The organism is Azospirillum sp. Marseille-Q6669 (assembly GCF_965111635.1).
The window spans coordinates 1,133,925-1,153,140 of the sequence record NZ_CBCOOP010000001.1 but is presented as its reverse complement, the minus strand read 5'-3'; the positions used below and the strand labels follow the sequence as shown (position 1 = coordinate 1,153,140).

12 protein-coding genes are annotated in these 19,216 nt (G+C 69.4%); 9 read left to right on the top strand and 3 right to left on the bottom strand.

Going from position 1 to position 19,216, the window contains the following annotated elements; genetic code table 11:
• The first annotated feature begins 14 nt into the window (after positions 1-14).
• Entirely contained in the window at positions 15-707 is a 693-nt protein-coding gene (locus ACWPXE_RS04935) for a DUF2161 domain-containing phosphodiesterase (RefSeq protein WP_454016918.1), read from the top strand.
• Positions 708-714: 7 nt separating this feature from the next.
• Here the strand turns inward: ACWPXE_RS04935 and ACWPXE_RS04930 are convergent, their stop codons facing one another.
• The 3 genes from ACWPXE_RS04930 to ACWPXE_RS04920 all read right to left on the bottom strand — a co-directional run bounded on the left by ACWPXE_RS04930 (position 715) and on the right by ACWPXE_RS04920 (position 6,213).
• Positions 715-2,913 carry a tetratricopeptide repeat protein gene (locus ACWPXE_RS04930; RefSeq protein ID WP_454017897.1) on the bottom strand — a complete coding sequence of 733 codons (2,199 nt, stop codon included), beginning with the start codon at positions 2,911-2,913 and terminating at the stop codon, positions 715-717.
• A gap of 94 nt (positions 2,914-3,007) precedes the next feature.
• Positions 3,008-4,387 carry a sigma-54-dependent transcriptional regulator gene (locus ACWPXE_RS04925; protein ID WP_454016917.1) on the bottom strand — a complete coding sequence of 460 codons (1,380 nt, stop codon included), beginning with the start codon at positions 4,385-4,387 and terminating at the stop codon, positions 3,008-3,010.
• Complete coding sequence (locus ACWPXE_RS04920; RefSeq protein WP_454016916.1) at positions 4,384-6,213, bottom strand: sensor histidine kinase; 1,830 nt, start codon at positions 6,211-6,213, stop codon at positions 4,384-4,386. The genes ACWPXE_RS04925 and ACWPXE_RS04920 overlap by 4 nt, the downstream gene beginning before the upstream one ends.
• A gap of 229 nt (positions 6,214-6,442) precedes the next feature.
• On the opposite strand from ACWPXE_RS04920, the gene ACWPXE_RS04915 reads away from it, so the two are divergent.
• The 8 genes from ACWPXE_RS04915 to pflB all read left to right on the top strand — a co-directional run bounded on the left by ACWPXE_RS04915 (position 6,443) and on the right by pflB (position 19,155).
• On the top strand, positions 6,443-7,744 hold the full coding sequence (locus ACWPXE_RS04915; RefSeq protein ID WP_454016915.1) for a dicarboxylate/amino acid:cation symporter: 1,302 nt from the start codon (positions 6,443-6,445) through the stop codon (positions 7,742-7,744).
• Between the two features lie 165 nt (positions 7,745-7,909).
• Entirely contained in the window at positions 7,910-10,228 is a 2,319-nt protein-coding gene (locus ACWPXE_RS04910) for an NADP-dependent malic enzyme (protein WP_454016914.1), read from the top strand.
• A gap of 65 nt (positions 10,229-10,293) precedes the next feature.
• The gene (locus ACWPXE_RS04905; RefSeq protein ID WP_454016913.1) at positions 10,294-11,988 is read left to right on the top strand and encodes a tetratricopeptide repeat protein; all 1,695 of its coding nucleotides are present in this window, start codon (positions 10,294-10,296) and stop codon (positions 11,986-11,988) included.
• A gap of 111 nt (positions 11,989-12,099) precedes the next feature.
• Positions 12,100-12,801, top strand: a complete 702-nt coding sequence (locus tag ACWPXE_RS04900; RefSeq protein ID WP_237906408.1) for a hypothetical protein — start codon at positions 12,100-12,102, stop codon at positions 12,799-12,801.
• A 158-nt stretch (positions 12,802-12,959) separates the two neighbouring features.
• Complete coding sequence (locus tag ACWPXE_RS04895; RefSeq protein WP_454016912.1) at positions 12,960-14,243, top strand: paraquat-inducible protein A; 1,284 nt, start codon at positions 12,960-12,962, stop codon at positions 14,241-14,243.
• A complete protein-coding gene (locus tag ACWPXE_RS04890) occupies positions 14,236-15,930 on the top strand; it encodes a PqiB family protein (protein ID WP_237906406.1) in 1,695 nt (564 codons plus the stop codon). The genes ACWPXE_RS04895 and ACWPXE_RS04890 overlap by 8 nt, the downstream gene beginning before the upstream one ends.
• Positions 15,931-15,938: 8 nt before the next feature.
• On the top strand, positions 15,939-16,562 hold the full coding sequence (locus tag ACWPXE_RS04885; RefSeq protein ID WP_454016911.1) for a PqiC family protein: 624 nt from the start codon (positions 15,939-15,941) through the stop codon (positions 16,560-16,562).
• Positions 16,563-16,884: 322 nt separating this feature from the next.
• The gene (gene pflB / locus ACWPXE_RS04880) at positions 16,885-19,155 is read left to right on the top strand and encodes a formate C-acetyltransferase (protein WP_454016910.1); all 2,271 of its coding nucleotides are present in this window, start codon (positions 16,885-16,887) and stop codon (positions 19,153-19,155) included.
• Positions 19,156-19,216 lie beyond the last annotated feature (61 nt).

Below are 19,216 nucleotides of genomic sequence, written 5' to 3'. Positions count from 1 at the left end.
TGAACCTTAAGCCCATGTCCATCACCGCCGAAACCGACCTCTACGCCCCCGTCAAGGCCTTCCTCGAAGCCCAGGGCTACGACGTGAAGGCCGAAATCCACGGCTGCGACCTGGTCGCGGTGCGCGGGGCCGAGCCGCCGCTGATCGTCGAGCTGAAGAAGCGCTTCACCCTTGACCTGCTGCTTCAGGGGGTGGATCGGCTCGCCCTGACGGACACCGTCTATCTCGCCGTGCCGCAGCCGGGGCGCAAGGCCAGCGGCGCGTCGCCCCACGACAGCGGGGTGCGCAAGCTGTGTCGGCGGCTGGGCGTCGGCTTGCTGATCGTCGACACCGGCCGGGCCGCGGGGCATGAGGTGGAGGTTCTGCTCGACCCCGTTCCCTACAGCCCGCGCAAGGACAGGACGCGCACCGCCCGCTTGCTGGGAGAGCACGCGCGGCGCCGCGGCGATCCCAACCGCGGCGGCTCCACCCGCGTGCCGATCGTCACCGCCTACCGCCAGGATGCGCTGCGCTGCGCCCGGCTGTTGCAGGCCGGGCCGCTGTCCCTGAAGGCGCTGCGCGCCGTCGGGGCGCCGAAGGACGCCGCGGCCATCCTTCAGCGCAACGTCTACGGCTGGTTCGAGCGGATCGCCAAGGGCACCTATGGATTGACCGAGGCCGGCGTCCAGGGCGTGGAAACCTTCGCCCACGCGCTCGCCGCCGAATAGGCGTGCTTTACCGCGCCGTCGCGCACCAGCGCCGCCAGAGCGTGCGGAAGGCGGCTTCGTAGGCGCGTGCCAGTGCCGGAACGTCGCCGAGCGGGGAGGACGCGACACGGCCCCGCAAGCCCGCGCGCAGGGCGGCCAACGCGCCGAGGTCGGCGGCCAAAGCCGCGGCGCGGGCGGCGTAGGCATCGGCATCGGGAGCGATCAGGTCCGGCAACCCGACGGAGGTCATGATGGCGGACCCCACCCGCGCGATTCCCAGATCCCGGCGGCGGCCCGCCGGCACGATCACCGGCACCCCCATCCACAACGCCTCGCAGGTCGTGGTGTGGCCGTTGTAGGGGTAGGGGTCCAGCCCGATGTCCACGTCGTTGTAGTCGGCGAGGTTGGCGCGGATGCCGGCCGGCGGGCGGCGAAGCTCCAGCCGGTCCGAGGCCACGCCGTGGCAGGCGAACAGCGCCGTCAGGTGGGCGCGCGAGGCCGGATCGCGCATCGCCTTGTACTTCAGCAGAAGGCGGGAGGTCGGGACGGCCCTCAGCACGCCCGCCCACAGGGCCGCCGTTTCCTCAGTGATCTTGCTGAGGTTGTTGAAGGAGCCGAAGGTGATGAAACCGTTGCGCGACGCTGGCAGCGGGCCGACTTCCGGCGCTTCCGGCGGCCCTTGATACGCCCAGGAGAAGCGGGGCAGCCGCAGCAGCGGCTCGGCGTAATGGGCCTCCTCCCCCGGCGGGGCGAGCAAGGCGTCGGTGATGCAGGCGTCGAATCGGTCGATGCCGGTCGTCACGATGTTCACCGCCGTGGTCACCTGCACCGGCGCCGGGCGCCGGGTGAAGACGCCCAGCCGGTTGCCCGCCGTGTGGGAGGCCAGATCCACCAGAACGTCCACCCCGTCCCGCCGAACCCGGACGGCCAACTCCTCCTCGGTCAGGGCGGCCGCGTCGCACCAGCGGTCGGCCAGGGCGCGGAAGCGCTCCGTCTTGGCGTCGGGGGCGGTGGCGGTCGAATAGAAGAACAGCTCCACCGCCGACCGGTCGAAGGCGCGGAACAGCGGCTCCATGTAGAAGGAAAAGGCGTGGTTCCGGAAGTCGCCGGACACCAGCCCGATGCGCAGGCGGCGGTTCGGGTCGGGATCGTTCGCCGGGCGCGGCAGGGGCGCCGACACGGCGAAGCGCTCCGCCCAGCGCCGTGATTCCTCCCGCAGGCCCGCGCCGTCCTGACCGCTGCGGTAGAGCAGGGCGCACAGATATCGGCTGCGCGCGTCGCGGTCGTCGGGGGCGAGCCGGACAGCCCGCTGGAGCAGCGGCAGCGATTCCTCCACCCGTCCCATCAGACCCAGCGCCCCGGCGAGGTTGCTGAACGCCCCGGCGTGGCCAGGACGCAGCGCGAGTGCCCGCCGCGCCGCCTCGGCCGCCGCGCCGTAACGTCCCAAGGTCTCGCAGGCGGCGGACAGATTGACCCAGCCCTCCACATGGCCCGGCTGCACGGAAAGCGCCCGCCGGCAGGCGGTGGCGCCGTCCGCGGTGCGACCGCTCTCGTCGAGCAGCAGGCCGAGGTTGCTCAAGGCTTCGGCGTGGCCGGGGGCGAGCGCCAGCGTGCGGCGGAATTCCCGCATCGCTCCGCTCCGGTCACCCAAGGCATACAGCGCCGCCGCGCGGTCGAAGCGGACGCCCGCATCCTCCGGCAGCAGCCCCACCGACCGCTCCAGAAGCGCCGCGGCCTCCGCACGCCGCCCGGCGTCGCGGTGGGGGCGCGCCATGATCTGCAGCAGAAGGGCGGCGCGTCCCGCGGCGCGGTGGTCGCTGGGCACCAGCCGCACCGCGCGCTCCAGCGCCGCGACCGCCGCTTCGCGCAGGTGGGTGCCGCCGTGGGGCAGGGCGTTGCCGAAGCGGTACCAGCCCTCCGCCGCGTCGGGGGCCAGCGACAGGGCGCGGCGATGGGCGGCAGCAGCCCGTTCCGGGTGCCCCGCAGCGTCGAGGATGTTGGCGAGGTTGGCGGGATAATCCGCCGCGTCGGGGCGCAGCGCCATGGCCTCGCCGATCAGCGCCGCGGCTTTTTCCACGCGCCCGGTCTGCCCGTACAGCACGCCCAGCAGGTGGCGGGCGTCGGCCTGTTCGGGGGCGGCCTCCAGGATGCGCCCGTACAGGATCTCCGCCTCCGCCAACCGCCCGTTCATGTGGTGATCGAGCGCGGCGGCGAGGGCTTCGGTTATGGTCGCCAGGGCGGGCCTCCGGTGTTCATGGGGCGGGCGGGTCGGATGGCTTTTTCGCCCATCGCGGTCCTTCCGTCCACCGTCCGAAGAAAGGTCACTCCACGAAATCCTCGCGGCTGAGGCCGTAGCGCTTCAGCTTGTCGTAGAAGGTCTTGCGGGGGATGTTCAGCGCCTCGATGGCGGCCTTCACGCTGCCTTTGCAACGGGCCAGCTCGCTTTCGATCAGGCTCTTCTCGAACAGGTCCACCTGCTCGGCCAGCGACAAGCCGCTGCGTCCCGCCGCCATCGCCGGAGCGGCGCCGCCCACGGCGGACAGCGCGTCGTCCAGCCCCAGGACAAAGCGGTCGGCGGCGTTGCGCAGTTCGCGGACGTTGCCGGGCCAGTCGTGGGCCGCCAGCCGCTGCACCTGCGCCGGGCTCGGCGCGCGGGGCTCGCGGTTGTAGCGGGCGGCGGCCTGGACGACGAAATGCTGGAACAGCAGGGGGATGTCCTCGCGGCGGTCGCGCAGCGGCGGGATGGTCACCACGACGACGTTGAGCCGGTAATAGAGGTCCTCGCGGAACTTGCCCTCGCTGGCCGCCTTGCGCAGGTCCACCTTGGTCGCGGCGACGACGCGCAGGTCCACGGGGATCAGCTCGTTCGAGCCCAGCGGTTCCACCACCCGCTCCTGGATCACGCGCAGCAGCTTGACCTGGAGCGACAGCGGCATGCTCTCGATCTCGTCGAGGAAGAGGGTGCCGCCGCTGGCGTGCTCGATGCGCCCGACGCGGCGCTTGCCGGCCCCGGTGAAGGCCCCGGCCTCGTGCCCGAACAGCTCGCTCTCGAAGATCGCCTCGGGCATGGCGCCGCAGTTCAGGGCGACGAAGGGGTGCTTGCGCCGGTTGCTGCCGGCGTGGAGGGCGCGGGCGACCATCTCCTTGCCGGTGCCGGTCTCGCCCAGCACCAGCACGTCGGCGTCGGTGTCGGCCACCGCGGCGATGGCGCTGCGCAGCCGCTCGATCCCCGGCGTCCGCCCGACGATGGGCGAGGTCTCCCCGGCGGGCAACCCGGCCAGCTGGTCGCGCAGGCGCCGGTTCTCCAGAACCAGCCGGCGCTTCTCCACCGCGCGCCGCGTCACCTCGACCAGCCGGTCGGAGGGGAAGGGCTTTTCCAGGAAATCGTAGGCGCCGCGCCGCATCGCCTCCACCGCCATCGGCACGTCGCCGTGGCCGGTGATCAGGATGACCGGCAGTTCGGGGTCGAGCGCGAGGGCGCGCTCCATCAGCTCCAGCCCGTCGATCTGCGGCATGCGCACGTCGGTGACCAGGGCGCCCGGCCAGTCGCGGCCGAGATGGCGCAGCGCGCGCTCCGCCCCGTCGCAGGCGGTGACGTCGAAGCCCGCCAGTTCCAGCGCCTGCTGCCCGGCGAGACGGACGGACCGCTCGTCGTCCACGAAGAGGACGGAGCCGCCCGGGGCGATGCTGCCGGTCGTCATGTCTGGATATCCCTGCGCTTGAGGCGGATGGTGAAGAGGGCGCCGCCCTCCGGATGGTTGGCGGCGGTCAGGCTGCCGCCGAAATCCTCGACGATGCCGTGGCTGATCGACAGGCCGAGGCCGAGCCCGTCGCCCGCCTCCTTGGTCGTAAAGAAGGGCACGAACATGCGCGGCAGGTCGGCCTCCGCGATGCCGGGGCCACTGTCGCGGACGGTCAGCACCGCCTCCTCCCCCTCCGCGGCCAGAGCGATGCGGACATGGCGGTGGGGGGAGGCGCGCATGGCGTCGGCGGCGTTGCCGATCAGGTTGACCAGCACCTGTTGCAACCGTACGTCCTCGCCGGTGACCAGCAGGGGGCCGGGCGGCAGATCGGTGTCCACCGTCACGGACTCGCGGCGCAGCCGGGCCTCCAGCAGGGCCAGCGCCTGTCCGACGGCGGCGGCGGCGGACACCGCGCCCAGCGTGCCCGAGGCGCGCCGGGCGAAGCCCTTCAGGCTGCGGGTGATGGCGGCCATGCGGTCGGTCAGGTCCGCGATCTCCGCCAGATTGTCGCGCACCGCGTCCGGCCGCCCGCGCTCCAGCAGCACCACCGCGTTGTCGGCGAAGCTGCGGATGGCGGCCAGCGGCTGGTTGATCTCGTGCGCCATGGCCGCCGACATCTGGCCGAGCGCCGCCAGCTTCGCCGCCTGGGTCAGTTCGTTTTCGGTGGCGCGCAGCTCCGCGGTGGCGGCGGCCACGCGGCGCTCCAGCTCGGCCCGCGCCTCCTCCTGGAGGGCCAGCCGCTCCACGAGGTTGAGGCGGCGCTGGGCCAGAGCGTGGCCGGTCAGGGCGGCCAGCGCCACCACCGCGGCGGCGAGCAGCCCGGCCTGCTGGGCGCGGGTGGCGACCGGGGCGAGGCTGGTCAGGGCGTGGATCGTCCAGTCGCCGCCGGGCACCGCGGCGGATTGCAGGAGGTAGCGCCGCTCCGCGTTGCCCTCCCTCAGGGTGATGCGGTCGGATGCCCCGCCGAAGGCCCAGGGCAGGGTGGGGATCTCCTCGGTCGCGGGGGCCGCCGCCGCGGGCAGCGTGACCGGCATCCGGCGGGGCAGGGCGTTGTAGCGCCAGCCCTCGACGTTGGTGATGAAGACGACGCCGTCGCGGTCGGAGACCAGAACCTTCTCCCGGCCGTGCGACCAGGCGCGTTCCAACTCCTGGAAGCCGACCTTCAGGACCACGACGCCGGCCGGCCGGCCGCCCGCCCGCCCATCTGTGCGGTTTTCCGCCACCACCCGCTGGGCCGTGTAGTAGCCGGGGACGAGCGAGGTGGTGCCGAGCGCGAAGTGATGCCCCTCCCCCTGCTCCATGGCCGACTGGAAATAGGGACGGTAGCTGAAATTCTGCCCGACGAAGCTGGGCGCGGCGTTCCAGTTGCTGGCCGCGACGGTGGTGCCCGCTCCGTTCATCACATAGAGGGCCGACGCCTTCAGCGTCGCCGCGATGGCCTCCAGCTTGCGGTTCATGCGGTCCACCCGCTCCGGGCTGGGGTCGCGCAGCAGGTCGGCGACCTCTTGGTCGCGGGCGAGCACCATCGGTACGGCGGCGTGCCGCTCCAGCTCCGTGCGCAGGTTGGATTCGTACAGCGACAGCTGCGCCGCCCCCTGTTCGCGCAGGGATTCCCCGGCGTTGTCCGCCGCTAAACCCGCGGCCACCGCCGCCGCCAGCGGCATGCCGACGACCAGCACAGCCAGCATCACCCGCCGCGGACGGGCGAACAGGAGGGGCGTCCGCCGGGCAACCCAGTCGCGGCTTTGCGAAAATGTCCAGCGGGTGGGGGCGATCCTAACCAACGGTCCTCAATCCATGCTGCGCCGCAACAAGGCATCGCAATGTGCGGATTTTCGCACATGGATTCTGCCCCTGTCGTGCGGATTCTGACCCACGCGTTCCGTCAGAGCGCTGCGATTGCTCGTTTTTACTTTTGGCACACCGTTTGCTTTGAGAGAGGCATGACGGACAGGCCGCCGACCGCGAGACAAGAGCGGCAGCCCATTTCAGGAACGCCACGAGGAGACGATCATGCACGCCCAAGGGCAGCCCCAGAAAAAGCCATTCTACACGAACCTGACCGTTCAGGTTCTGACCGCGATCACCATCGGCATTCTGCTCGGCCATTTCTATCCGGCTCTTGCGGTGCAGATGAAGCCCCTGGGCGACGTCTTCATCAAGATGATCAAGATGGTCATCGGCCCGATCGTCTTCCTGACCGTGGTCACCGGCATCTCCTCGATCGGCGACATGAAGAAGGTCGGCAAGGTCGGAGGCAAGGCGATCCTGTACTTCGAGATCGTCACCACCTTCGCTCTGGGGCTCGGCCTGCTGGTCGTCAATCTGGTGAAGCCGGGCTCGGGGATGAACATCCAGGCCGGCTCGCTGAAGGCCGACGCCGTCGCCAAGTACGCGACCGAGGCGCAGAACCACACGACCATCGACTTCCTGGTCAACATCGTCCCGGACAACGTCGTCGGCGCCTTCGTCAAGGGCGACATGCTGCAGATCCTGTTCTTCGCGGTGATCTTCGGCGTCGCGCTGTCCGCCATGGGCCAGAAGGGCAAGGTGGTCGAAGACATGTTCGAGAAGGTGTCGCACGCCATGTTCGGCGTCATCGGCATCCTGATGCGCGTCGCCCCGCTGGGTGCGTTCGGCGCGATGTCCTTCACCATCGGCAAGTACGGCGTGTCGTCGCTGACCTCGCTCGGCCAGCTGATGGCGGCGGTCTACATCACGATGGCGCTGTTCGTCTTCGTCGTGCTGGGCAGCATCGCCCGCCTGTACAACTTCAGCCTCCTGACCTTCCTGCGCTACATCAAGGACGAGCTGCTGATCGTGCTCGGCACCTCCTCGTCGGAGTCCGTGCTGCCGCGCATGATGGAGAAGATGCAGAAGTTCGGCTGCTCCAAGCACGTCGTCGGCCTCGTCATCCCGACCGGCTACTCGTTCAACCTCGACGGCACCTCGATCTACTTGTCGATGGCCGCGATCTTCATCGCCCAGGCCTTCAACATCGACCTGACGATCTGGCAGCAGCTCACCATCCTCGGCCTGTTGATGCTGACGTCCAAGGGTGCGGCGGCGGTCACTGGCGGCGGCTTCGTGACGCTGGCGGCCACCCTGTCGGCCACCGGCCACCTGCCGATCGAGGGGCTGGCGCTGCTGCTGGGCGTCGACCGCTTCATGTCGGAAGCCCGCGCCATCACCAATCTGATCGGCAACGGCGTCGCCACCATCGTGGTCGCCAAGATGGAAGGCGAGTTCGACGAGACCAAGGCGGTCGCCGAATATCAGGAGCACTTCAAGGAGCCGGCCCTGGCCCGCATCTGACGCGGGTCCGGCCTCCCGTTCCAGGGGGGTAAAAAGGAGGGGGCGGTCCGCCGCGGACTGCCCCTTTCCCATTCCGGTACTCGGACAATTCGGGTATAAGCCGGAGGGGAAACAGTTCGTCGTTCGGCAAATTAACTGAAATCAAGTTAAAAGGGGAGAGGACGTATGTCCGGCGACTTCGACGCGATGGCGCTTGAGTACCACCGGAATCCGAAGCCCGGTAAGTTGGCGATCGTCGCCACCAAGCCCATGGCGAACCAGCGCGACCTCGCGCTGGCCTATTCGCCGGGCGTGGCCGCGGCGTCCAGCGCCATCGCCGCCGACCCGGCCCAGGCCGCGGAGCTGACGGCCCGCGCCAATCTCGTGGCGGTCATCACCAACGGCACGGCGGTTCTGGGCCTGGGCGACATCGGTCCGATGGCCGCCAAGCCGGTCATGGAGGGCAAGGCCGTCCTCTTCAAGAAGTTCGCCGGCATCGACTGCTTCGACCTGGAGCTGAACGAGAAGGACGTCGACGGTCTGGTCGACACCATCGTCCGGCTGGAGCCGACCTTCGGCGCCATCAACCTGGAAGATATCGCCGCCCCCGCCTGTTTCGAGGTGGAGCGCCGCTGCCGCGAGCGAATGAAGATCCCGGTCTTCCACGACGACCAGCACGGCACCGCCATCGTGGTGGGTGCGGCGGTGCTGAACGGGCTGAAGCTGGTCGGCAAGGACATCTCCACCGTCAAGGTCGTCTCCACCGGCGGCGGCGCCGCGGGCATCGCCTGCCTGGACCTGATGCTCAGCCTGGGCGTCAAGCGCGAGAATGTCTGGCTGGTCGACCGCATCGGCGTGGTCCACAAGGGCCGCAACGAGGAGATGAACCCCTACAAGGACGCCTACGCGCAGGACACCGACGCCCGCGTGCTGAACGACATCATCGACGGGGCGGACATCTTCCTCGGCCTGTCGGGCGCCAAGGTGCTGAAGCCGGAGATGCTGGCCCGCATGGCCGACAAGCCGCTGGTGCTGGCTCTGGCCAACCCGGAGCCGGAGATCATGCCGGACCTCGCCCGGCAGGCCCGGCCCGACGCCATCATCGCCACCGGCCGCTCGGACTTCCCCAACCAGGTCAACAACGTCCTCTGCTTCCCCTTCATCTTCCGCGGCGCGCTCGACGTCGGCGCGACGACGGTGAACGAGGAGATGAAGATCGCCGCCACCCACGCCATGGCCAGCCTCGCCCAGGCCGAGCCGTCGGACGTGGTGGCCGCCGCCTATGTCGGCGAGAACCTGCGCTTCGGGCCGGACTACATCCTGCCCAAGCCCTTCGACCCGCGTCTGGTGATCGAGGTGTCCTCGGCGGTCGCCAAGGCCGCCATGGAGTCGGGCGTGGCGACGCGGCCGATCGTCGACTTCCGCGCCTACCGCGACAGCCTCGGCCAGTATGTCTTCCGCTCCGGCCTCGTCATGAAGCCGGTCATCACCAAGGCGAAGGCGGCGCCCAAGCGCATCGTCTACGCGGAGGGCGAGGAGCCGCGCGTCCTGCGCTGCGCCCAGGTGGTGGTGGACGACGGCATCGCCCATCCGGTCCTGCTCGGCCGCGCCGACGTGATCGAGCGGACGATCGCCGACATGGGCCTGCGCATCCGCATCGGCAAGGACGTGGAGGTGATCGAGGCCGCCCGTGACCTGCGCTGCCACAACTACGCCGAGGTCTACCGGCAGCTCATGGGCCGCCGCGGCGTGTCGCCGGCCAACGCGCTGAACGTCGTGCGCACCCAGCCGAGCGTCTTCGGCGCGCTGATGGTCCGCCGGGGCGAGGCCGACGGCATGGTCTGCGGCACCTCGGGCCGCTACGGCGACCATTTCAACCACGTCATGGACGTGATCGGCCTGCGCAAGGGCGTGAAGGTCGCCGGCGCGATGAACGGCCTGATCTCGCAGAAGGGCACGCACTTCATCTGCGACACCTACGTCAACCCCGACCCGACCGCCGAGCAGGTGGCCGAGATCGCCCGGCTGGCGGCGGAGGAGGTGAAGCGCTTCGGCATCGAGCCGAAGGTGGCGCTGCTCTCCCACTCCAACTTCGGCAGCGCCGACACCCCGTCGGCCCGCAAGATGCGGCTGGCCTACCAGCTCATCGCGGAGGAGAATCCCGACCTGGAGGTGGACGGCGAGATGCACGCCGACGCCGCCCTGTCGGAGGTGCTGCGTAAGGGCGTTCTGCCCGACAGCCGCCTGAAGGGCGAGGCGAACCTGCTGGTGATGCCGACTCTGGACGCCGCCAACATCGCCTTCAACATGCTGAAGATCATGGCCGACGCGCAGAATGTCGGGCCGATGCTGCTGGGCGCCGCTCGCCCCGTGCACATCGTCACCCCGTCGGTGACGACGCGCGGTCTGGTCAACATGACAGCGGTGGCGGTGGTCGACGCCCAGCTCGCCGCTCCGGTGAACGCCGCCCCGCGTCCCCCGGCGCTGCAGGACGGCGAGGACTGAGCAACCGCCACCGCGGGGCCGGACGGCGCTTGCGCCGCTCCGGTTCCGCGGGCCACTCTGCCGGGATGAGTCCCGACGCCCCTTCCCGCGATGACCTGTCCTCCCTGACGGCATCGGCCGCCCGCCATCACGCGCAGGGACGGCTGGCCGAGGCGGTGACCGCCTACACCGACGCCTTGCGGCTGGACCGCCGCAACCCGGCGCTTCTCTACGGCTTCGGGCTGGTGCTGCGCGATCTCGGACAGACTGACGGGGCCGCCACATGCTTCGAGGCGGCCTTCGCTCTTGATCCCGCATGCGTGGACGCGGCCGACAGCCTGGGCACGCTGCGCGCCGGGCAGGGCCGTTTCGCGGAGGCCGAAGCCTGCCACCGCGCCGCTCTGGCCCGTGGCGCCGACCACGCACCGATCTGGAACAATCTGGCCAACGCGCTGAGCCGGCAAGGCCGTGCGGCGGCGGCCCTGGCGGGGTGGCAACGCGCCGTCCTGCTCGACCCGGCCTTGCCGGAGGGGCTGTCCAACCTCGGCGGCGGGCTGCGCGACGCGGAACGGCTGGACGAGGCCGAGCGGGCACACCGCCGCGCCCTGCGGCTGATGCCGGACGAACCGCAGGCCAACAACAATTTCGGCCACGCGCTGCAGGCGCGGCTCCGCCACGCGGAAGCGGCCCGCTGGTTCCGCCGCGCCCTGGCGCTCGAACCCGGCTATGCGGCGGCACTCTGCAATCTCGGTCTGGCGGTGCAGCGTCTGGGCGACGGGGGGCTGGCGGACCGTCTGTATGGGCGGGCGCTCCGCGTAAGTCCCGACTTGCCGCTGGCCCAGTTCAACCGCGGCCTGCTGCGGCTGGAGCGCGGCGCGCTGGAGGAGGGTTGGGCCGGCTATGGCTGGCGCTTCGCGTCCGGTCAGGCGGGTGGGGCGCGTCAGCTGCGGATGCTGGCGTGGCGTGGCGAGGATCTGGCGGGCAAGCGCCTGCTGATCTGGGGCGAGCAAGGGGTGGGCGACACCATCCTGTTCTCCTCCCTCTGCGCGGAGGCCATCGCCCGTGCCCGTTCCGTGGTGATCGAAACCGACCGGCGGCTGGTGCCCCTGTTCGCCCGCTCCTTCCCCGCCGCGCTGGTCCGTCCCCAACGGAGCGACGCGGGCACCGTGCCCGATTGCGACCTGCACACGCCCATCGGTTCCCTGGCGCGGGTCTTTCGCCGCGACCTGTCCGCCTTCGCCAGTGCTGCTGGCGGCTGGCTGGTCCCCGACCCGGTTCGGGTGGCGTTCTGGCGTGACCGTGTCGCTGCGCTCGGCCCCGGCCTTCGTGTGGGGATCGGCTGGCGCAGCGCGCTGATGACTGAATCGCGCCGTGCCGCCTACAGCCGGCTCGACCAGTGGGGGGCGCTGTTCGCCGTGCCGGGTTTGGTCTTCGTCAACCTCCAGTATGGCGTGTGCGAGGCCGAGCGGGTTGCGGCGGAGGACCGGTTCGGCGTCGCCATCCATCGTTGGGACGATCTCGACCTGACCGATGACTTCGATGGGACGGCGGCGCTGATGGCGAACCTGGATCTGGTGATCGCGCCGGCCATGGCGGTTGGGGAACTGGCGGCGGCGCTCGGTGTGCCGGTCTGGCGCTTTGGCGGGCGGGACTGGACCCAGCTCGGCACTGCGGTGCGCCCCTGGTTTCCGGCGCAGCGCCTGTTCCAGCCACGGGCTGGGGAGGGCCTCCCTGGCGTGCTGAACCGGATGGCCGCACAACTCGCCCGACGCCCTATCTGAAATTTCGGCGAAAAACAATTCGCAACTTTACGTGCTTTGCAGTAAAGTGAGGATCCAGCGATCCATTCGCGCTTCTCCGTTTGGGGAGCGCGCCTGATGGGAGAAGGTGCCATGTCTGACGGAATGGCCGGCGTCAACCAGATGGTCTCGGACCTCAACAAGTCCGTGTCCGCTGCTGTGGAGCGCATGAACGCGCAGCGGGAGGCCGAAGCCGCTGCCGCCGCGAACGTGCAGGAATTCCGCAAGGACGTCCGCAAATCCTCCGTCAACACCCCCGGCTTCGCCACGGACATGGGCGTTCTCGCCAAGAACGTGACCCGCCTGAACGTGGTCGGTGCGCTGGGCGCCGACGATCCCGTCGACTTTTACAAGTTCCGCGTGACGACCAAAGGCGAAATGACGCTGGGGCAGGTCGGCGACGAGGGGCTGCGCGTCCAGGTGATGTCCAAATTCGGCACGGTTCTGGCCGACAGCGACAAGAGCGCCGGAAAGAACTACGACGCTTTCAAGAGCATGATGCAGGGCGAGTACGAACTCGACCGCGGCGACTACACCCTGCGCCTGACGCGCGAGAAGGGCCAGTCGCCCAAGGACGCCAAGAACTACGCCATCCAGCTCAGCATGGGCAAATACACCCAGGATTACGACACGGTCGCCAAGGCGCCGAAGAAGGGTGAGAGCCCGTTCAACCTGTCCACCGGCCAGCAGGCCATGCTGGATGGACTGAGCCAGGCGGCGTCGAGCCTGAATTCCATCCCTACCGGCCAGACCGGCACGCAGAAGCTGATGGGCAGCTTCAATCTTTTCGTCTGACCGAAATCTATCTTCCGCAAGGCTGAAGCCCTTTCCCCATCCATGGGGGAAGGGCTTTTTTCATCCAGGGCTTGCGGTCTGCCCCGCTCGGCGCTCCCCCACCGGCGCACCCCGCAATCGGCGGACCTTTCGCCCGTGGGAAATGTTAAGCCAACGCTATGACCTCACCGGACCAACCGATCCTGCTCTGTCACGACTGCGGCGCGCCGCACGCCCTGCCGCCGGCCTTGCCCGGCCATCGTGCGGAATGCCACCGCTGCGGGGCGGTGCTGCGCCATTTCCGGACCGGCGGGCTGGGGCACGCGGTGGCCCTCGCCATCGCCTCGACGATCCTGTTCGTCACCGCCAATCTGTTCCCAATCCTGACCTTCGAGCTGGAGGGGCGGGCTCAGACGGCGACCCTGCTCAGCGGCTCGGTGGCGCTGTGGGACGGCGGCTACGAGGTGCTGGGCGTCCTGGTCTTCTTCGTGCTGTTCCTGGCGCCACTGGCGCAGGTGCTCGGCACGCTCTACGTCGTGATGCCGCTCGCCGCGGGGCGGACGGCGGCGCCGGGCGCGGCCTGGACCTTCCGGACCGTGGCGCGGCTGCGCCGCTGGGCGATGGCGGAGGTCTTCCTGCTCGGCCTGATCGTCGCCTATGTGAAGCTGTCCGATCTGGCGGAGTTGGAGCCGGGGGCGTCGCTGGCCGCCTTGGTCGCCTTCATCCTGGTGCAGGTGTGGGGGGAGGCGTCGCTCAGCCCCTTCGAGGTGTGGGAGCGGATCGCCCCGCAGACCCGTGTCGCACAAGCCGCCAACGCCGATCCGGAGCAGCTGACCGCCTGCCACGACTGCCATCAGGTGGTCGCCGGCCCGGAGGGCGGCGGGTCGGAGGGCGCCTGCCCGCGCTGCGGCGCCCGGTTGCACCACCGCAAGCCGAACAGCCTGCCGCGCGGCTGGGCGCTGATCTCCGCGGCGACAATCCTCTACATTCCGGCGAATCTGCTGCCGATCATGACGGTGGTCTATTTCGGCGCCGGCCAGCCCGACACCATCCTGTCCGGTGTGGAGGCGCTGATCGCGGCGGAGATGTGGCCGGTGGCCCTGCTGGTCTTCTTCGCCAGCATCACCGTGCCGGTGCTGAAGTTGATCGGGCTGGCCTATCTGCTGTGGACGGTGCAGCGGGGGTCGCCGAAGCGGCAACGCGACCGCACGCGGCTCTACCGGTTGATCGAGGGGGTCGGGCGCTGGTCCATGGTGGACATCTTCATGATCTCGCTTCTGGCGGCCTTGGTCCAATTGGGCGCCATCGCCACCATCCACGCGGAGCTGGGTGCCGTCGCCTTCGCCGCGGTCGTCATCATCACCATGCTGGCGTCGGACTCCTTCGACCCTCGGCTGATCTGGGATGCGCCGCCCCGGCGGGCGCAGCGGCAGGATTCCTCTATGATTGATGCCCATGACTGATCCGAAGCCCACGGTGGAGCCGGCCAGCCCGGTGATCCGCCGCCGCCGCGGCCTGCCGCTGATCTGGCTGGTGCCGCTGGTCGCCGCGCTGGTCGGCGGCTGGCTGGCCTGGAGGACGCTGAACGAGCGCGGCCCGACCATCACCATCACCTTCGACACGGCGGAGGGGCTGGAGCCCGGCAAGACCCGCGTGCGCTACCGCGACGTTGATGTCGGAACGGTCCAGGGGGTGGCAGTCTCGCCCGACCTGGCGAACGTCATCGTCTCCGTGCGCATGGTGAAGGGCGCCGCCTCCTATCTCAACGACCGGACGAGCTTCTGGGTGGTCAAGCCGCGGCTGGGCTTCGGTGGTGTGTCGGGCCTCGGCACGCTGATCTCGGGCGCCTACATCGGCATGGACCCGGGGACCGGCAACGGCGAGGCGCTGACCGCCTTCCGGGGCCTGGAGGAGCCGCCGCTGATCCGCTCCAGCTCTCCGGGCCGGCGCTTCGCGCTGCGCGCCGACCGGCTGGGCGGGCTGGGGCCGGGGGCGCCGATCTACTACCGCGGCATCCAGGTCGGCGAGGTGGTCGGTTACGAATTCTCCCAGGACTGGCAGTCGCTGACCATACCGGTCTTCATCCATGCGCCCTACGACCGGATCGTCCGGCCCAACACCCGCTTCTGGAACGCCAGCGGCCTGTCGGTGTCCATCGGGCCGGAAGGGCCGACGGTGGCGTTGGAATCGCTGCAATCGCTGGCGACCGGCGGCGTGTCCTTCGAGACTCCCGGTCTCGGCGGCCCCGGCGACAGTGGCGAGATCGCGGCGGAGGGCACGGACTTCCCACTCTATGAGAGCCGGAACGCTGCCAGCGACGCCCGCTTCACCCGGCGGGTGCCCTTCCTGGTGCATTTCGACGGGTCGGTGCGCGGGTTGCATCCGGGGTCCGCGGTGGAGTTCCGCGGCATCCGGGTGGGCGAGGTGACCGACATCCGCCTCGACGTGGACCCGGTCACCGGCGAAGCCCGCATCCCGGTGACCCTGAACATCGAGCCGGAACGGCTGGGCAGCGATCTGCCGGCGGCGCACGACACCGAGACTGCATATGCCCGCATGAAGGCGCTGGTGGAGCAGGGGCTGCGGGCGCAGTTGCGCACCGGCAACCTGCTGACCGGCGAACTGATCGTGACGCTCGACCTGTTCCCGGACGCACCGAAGGAAACACTGGTCCGCGGTGGTCCCTACCCGGAACTGCCCTCCCAGCCGAACGTGCTCGACACCGCGACCAAGACCGCCACCGACCTGATGAACGAGCTGGCCCGCGCGCCCATCGCCGAAACAGTCGTGGAACTGCGCTCGACCATCCAGAAGGCCGGCGCCCTGATCGGCTCGCCGGAGATCGCGCAGGCCATCGGCTCGCTCAGCCGGTCGCTCGCCGAACTGGAAAAGACGACGCAGGCGCTGGGCAGCGAGGGCGAGCCGACCATCCGCGCCCTGCGCGACGTCGCGGAAAACACCTCCAAGCTGGTCCGGCAGGCCGAGAAGACGCTCAGCAGCGCGGACGGGCTGGTCAACTCGTCCCGCCCCGCGGTCAGCGACCTGCAGGGGCTGGTGCGCGAACTGACCGCCGCGGCCCGCTCCATCCGCGGCCTGACCGACTATCTCGAACGCCATCCCGAAGCCCTGATCCGGGGCAAACGCGGTTGAGGATTCCCATGGCTCCGATTGTTCACATCCGCCGCCACGCTAATCGCCTTCTGCTGTGCGCTTCCGCCGTGGTTTTGCTGGCCGCCTGCAGCACGCAGCCCAGCCGCTTCTACCATCTGGACGCCGTCACGCCGGACGCCGCCCCGCCGAGCGCCGCCCCGTTGCGGGGAAGCGAGACGCAACGGCGCGTGATCGGGCTGGAGGACGTGAAGGTCCCCGGCTATCTCGACCGCTCCGAGCTGGTGATGCGGGCGCCGGGCAACCGGCTGGTCGTCATGGAGTTCGACCGCTGGGGCGGCCCTCTCGACGAGATGGTGACCCGCACGCTGCTGCGGAATCTGGAGAAGGGCCTGCCGGGTGCGGAGGTGGTGGGCCTGCCGCTTCAGCGCGACTTCCCGCTGTCCCAGGTGGTGGAGGTGACGCTGGACCGCTTCGACGCGGCGGAGGACGGGCCGGCGGTTCTGGAGGCGCGCTGGCGTGTCTTCGACCAGGGCGGCGACCGGCTGCGCCGTCTGGGCCACACCGCGGCGCAGGAACCGGTGAGCGCGGCCGGCGATCCTGGTGCCGTCGCCGACGCCCTCAGCCGCACGCTGGCCCGCTTGGCGCAAGATATCGCAAGTGCGCTGCGCTGATCCCGGCCGTCTGTTTTAAAACGGGCGATCCAAATGAAAATATTCGATCTCCGATGGATTGTCTCAATTGCTGCGACGCAAAAGCGGCAGGTTTCTTCTGCTTTTATGACAGGACCTACCTTGGACGGTGCCCTGCGTATTTCGCAGGGATTGATTGATTGGGATCAATGAGGCTGGGGAGCTTTGGGCGCCTACTGATCGGGCAAGCGCGATGCTTGGTCGGGCGGGTCCGTCCGGTCCGGCGCCGCGCAACGTGGCGCGGCCCCCGCCGGGGAGGGCAGGGACCGCCGCAGACCAACAGAGGCGCGTCATGGATTCCCTGATGTTCGAACCGAAAATCCCCGTTGCCGAAGCCGAGACGCCGAACCCCTGGCGCGGTTTTGCGCCCGGTTCCTGGCGGACCACGGTCGATCTGCGCGATTTCATCGTGAAGAACGTCCGCCCCTACGGCGGCGACGGCAGTTTCCTCTCCCCGGCCAGCGACCGCACCCTGTCGCTGTGGAACAAGGTGCGCGATCTCCTGAAAGAGGAGCGCGCGGCCAAGGGCGGCGTTCTCGACGCCGACACGGAACTGGTGTCCTCCATCGTCAGCCACGCCCCCGGCTACATCGACCGGGAGCTTGAGGTCATCGTCGGGCTTCAGACGGACAAGCCGCTGAAGCGGTCGATCATGCCCTTCGGCGGCTGGCGGATGGTCAAGACGGGCCTGGAAGCCTACGGCTTCAAGCCCTCGCCCAAGCTGGACGACGTGTTCCCGGCGCTGCGCAAGACGCACAACGACGGCGTCTTCGATGTTTACACCGACGAGATGCTGCGCTGCCGCAAGTCGGGCGTCATCACCGGCCTGCCGGATGCCTACGGCCGTGGACGCATCATCGGCGATTACCGCCGGCTGGCGCTCTACGGCGCGACCTTCCTGATCGAGGACAAGAAGGCCCAGTACAAGAGCCTGGAGGTCGACCGCATCGACGAGCACACGCTGCGCCTGCGCGAGGAGATCACCGAGCAGATCCGCGCGCTTCGCGACCTCGTGACGATGGCGGCGTCCTACGGCTTCGACGTGTCGCGCCCGGCGACCAACGCCTTCGAGGCGGTGCAGTGGACCTACCTCGCCTATCTGGCAGCGGTGAAGGAGGCCAACGGAGCGGCCATGTCGCTCGGCCGCGTGTCGAGCTTCCTCGACGTCTACATCGAGCGCGACCTGCGCGAAGGCCGCCTGGACGAGGCGGGCGCTCAGGAACTGATCGACCAGTTCGTCATCAAGCTGCGCATGGTGCGTTTCCTGCGGACGCCGGAATATGACCAGCTCTTCTCCGGTGATCCGACCTGGGTGACGGAGTGCATTGGCGGCATGGCGCTCGACGGGCGCACGCTGGTGACCAAGGGCAGCTTCCGCATGCTCCATACGCTCCAGAATTTGGGTCCGGCGCCGGAACCGAACCTGACCGTGCTGTGGTCGGAAAGCCTGCCGGAGGGCTTCAAGAAATTCTGCGCCGAAACGTCGATCAAGACCTGCTCGGTGCAGTACGAGAACGACGACCTGATGCGGCCTTACTGGGGCGACGACTACGGCATCGCCTGCTGCGTCTCGGCCATGCGCATCGGCAAGCAGATGCAGTTCTTCGGCGCCCGCGCCAACCTCGCCAAGACGCTGCTCTACGCCATCAACGGCGGCCGCGACGAGGTCTCGGGCGAGCAGGTCGGCCCGGCCTTCGCGCCGATCACCGGCGACGTGCTCGACCACGACACGGTGGTCGCCCGCCTGCTGCCGATGATGGAATGGCTGGCGCGCGCTTACATGAACACGCTCAACGCCATCCACTTCATGCATGACAAGTACATGTACGAGCGGCTGGAGATGGCGCTGCACGACCGCGACGTGCTGCGCACCATGGCCTGCGGCATCGCCGGCCTGAGCGTGGTCGCGGACAGCCTGTCGGCGATCAAGCACGCCACGGTGAAGGTGGTGCGCGACGAGCGCGGGCTGGCCACCGACTTCGTCATCGAGGGCGACTATCCGGCCTTCGGCAACAACGACGACCGGGTGGACGGGATCGCGGTGTGGCTGGTCGAGACCTTCATGGGTCTGCTGCGCAAGCAGAAGGCCTACCGCGACGCGGTGCCGACGCAGTCGGTGCTGACGATCACCTCGAACGTGGTCTACGGCAAGAAGACCGGCAACACGCCGGACGGGCGCAAGGCCGGCCAGCCCTTCGCGCCGGGAGCCAACCCGATGCACGGGCGCGACCGCAAGGGCGCCGTCGCCTCGATGGCGTCGGTGGCCAAGCTGCCCTACGCCCACGCCCAGGACGGCATCAGCTACACCTTCACCATCGTGCCCGGCGCGCTGGGGCCGACCGAGGGTGAGCGGGTGGACAATCTGGTGGGCATGCTGGACGGCTATTTCGGCCAGGGCGGCCACCACATCAACGTGAACGTCTTCGACCGTGAGACGCTGCTGCACGCCATGGACCATCCGGAGCTGTACCCGCAGCTGACCATCCGGGTGTCCGGTTACGCGGTGAACTTCATCAAGCTGACCCGCGAGCAGCAGATGGACGTCATCAGCCGCACCTTCCACGGCGCGCATTGAGTGCCTGAAAGTCCCCTCTCCCCTCCGGGGAGAGGATTAGGGTGAAGGGGCGCCCGAAGGG

Coding starts and splice junctions, on each gene's coding strand:
- ACWPXE_RS04885 (WP_454016911.1), top strand. CDS start 15,939: ATGGCTCCGATTGTTCACATCCGCCGCCACGCTAATCGCCTTCTGCTG.
- ACWPXE_RS04925 (WP_454016917.1), bottom strand. CDS start 4,387: ATGACGACCGGCAGCATCGCCCCGGGCGGCTCCGTCCTCTTCGTGGAC.
- pflB (WP_454016910.1), top strand. CDS start 16,885: ATGTTCGAACCGAAAATCCCCGTTGCCGAAGCCGAGACGCCGAACCCC.
- ACWPXE_RS04935 (WP_454016918.1), top strand. CDS start 15: ATGTCCATCACCGCCGAAACCGACCTCTACGCCCCCGTCAAGGCCTTC.
- ACWPXE_RS04915 (WP_454016915.1), top strand. CDS start 6,443: ATGCACGCCCAAGGGCAGCCCCAGAAAAAGCCATTCTACACGAACCTG.
- ACWPXE_RS04905 (WP_454016913.1), top strand. CDS start 10,294: ATGAGTCCCGACGCCCCTTCCCGCGATGACCTGTCCTCCCTGACGGCA.
- ACWPXE_RS04895 (WP_454016912.1), top strand. CDS start 12,960: ATGACCTCACCGGACCAACCGATCCTGCTCTGTCACGACTGCGGCGCG.
- ACWPXE_RS04900 (WP_237906408.1), top strand. CDS start 12,100: ATGTCTGACGGAATGGCCGGCGTCAACCAGATGGTCTCGGACCTCAAC.
- ACWPXE_RS04910 (WP_454016914.1), top strand. CDS start 7,910: ATGTCCGGCGACTTCGACGCGATGGCGCTTGAGTACCACCGGAATCCG.
- ACWPXE_RS04890 (WP_237906406.1), top strand. CDS start 14,236: ATGACTGATCCGAAGCCCACGGTGGAGCCGGCCAGCCCGGTGATCCGC.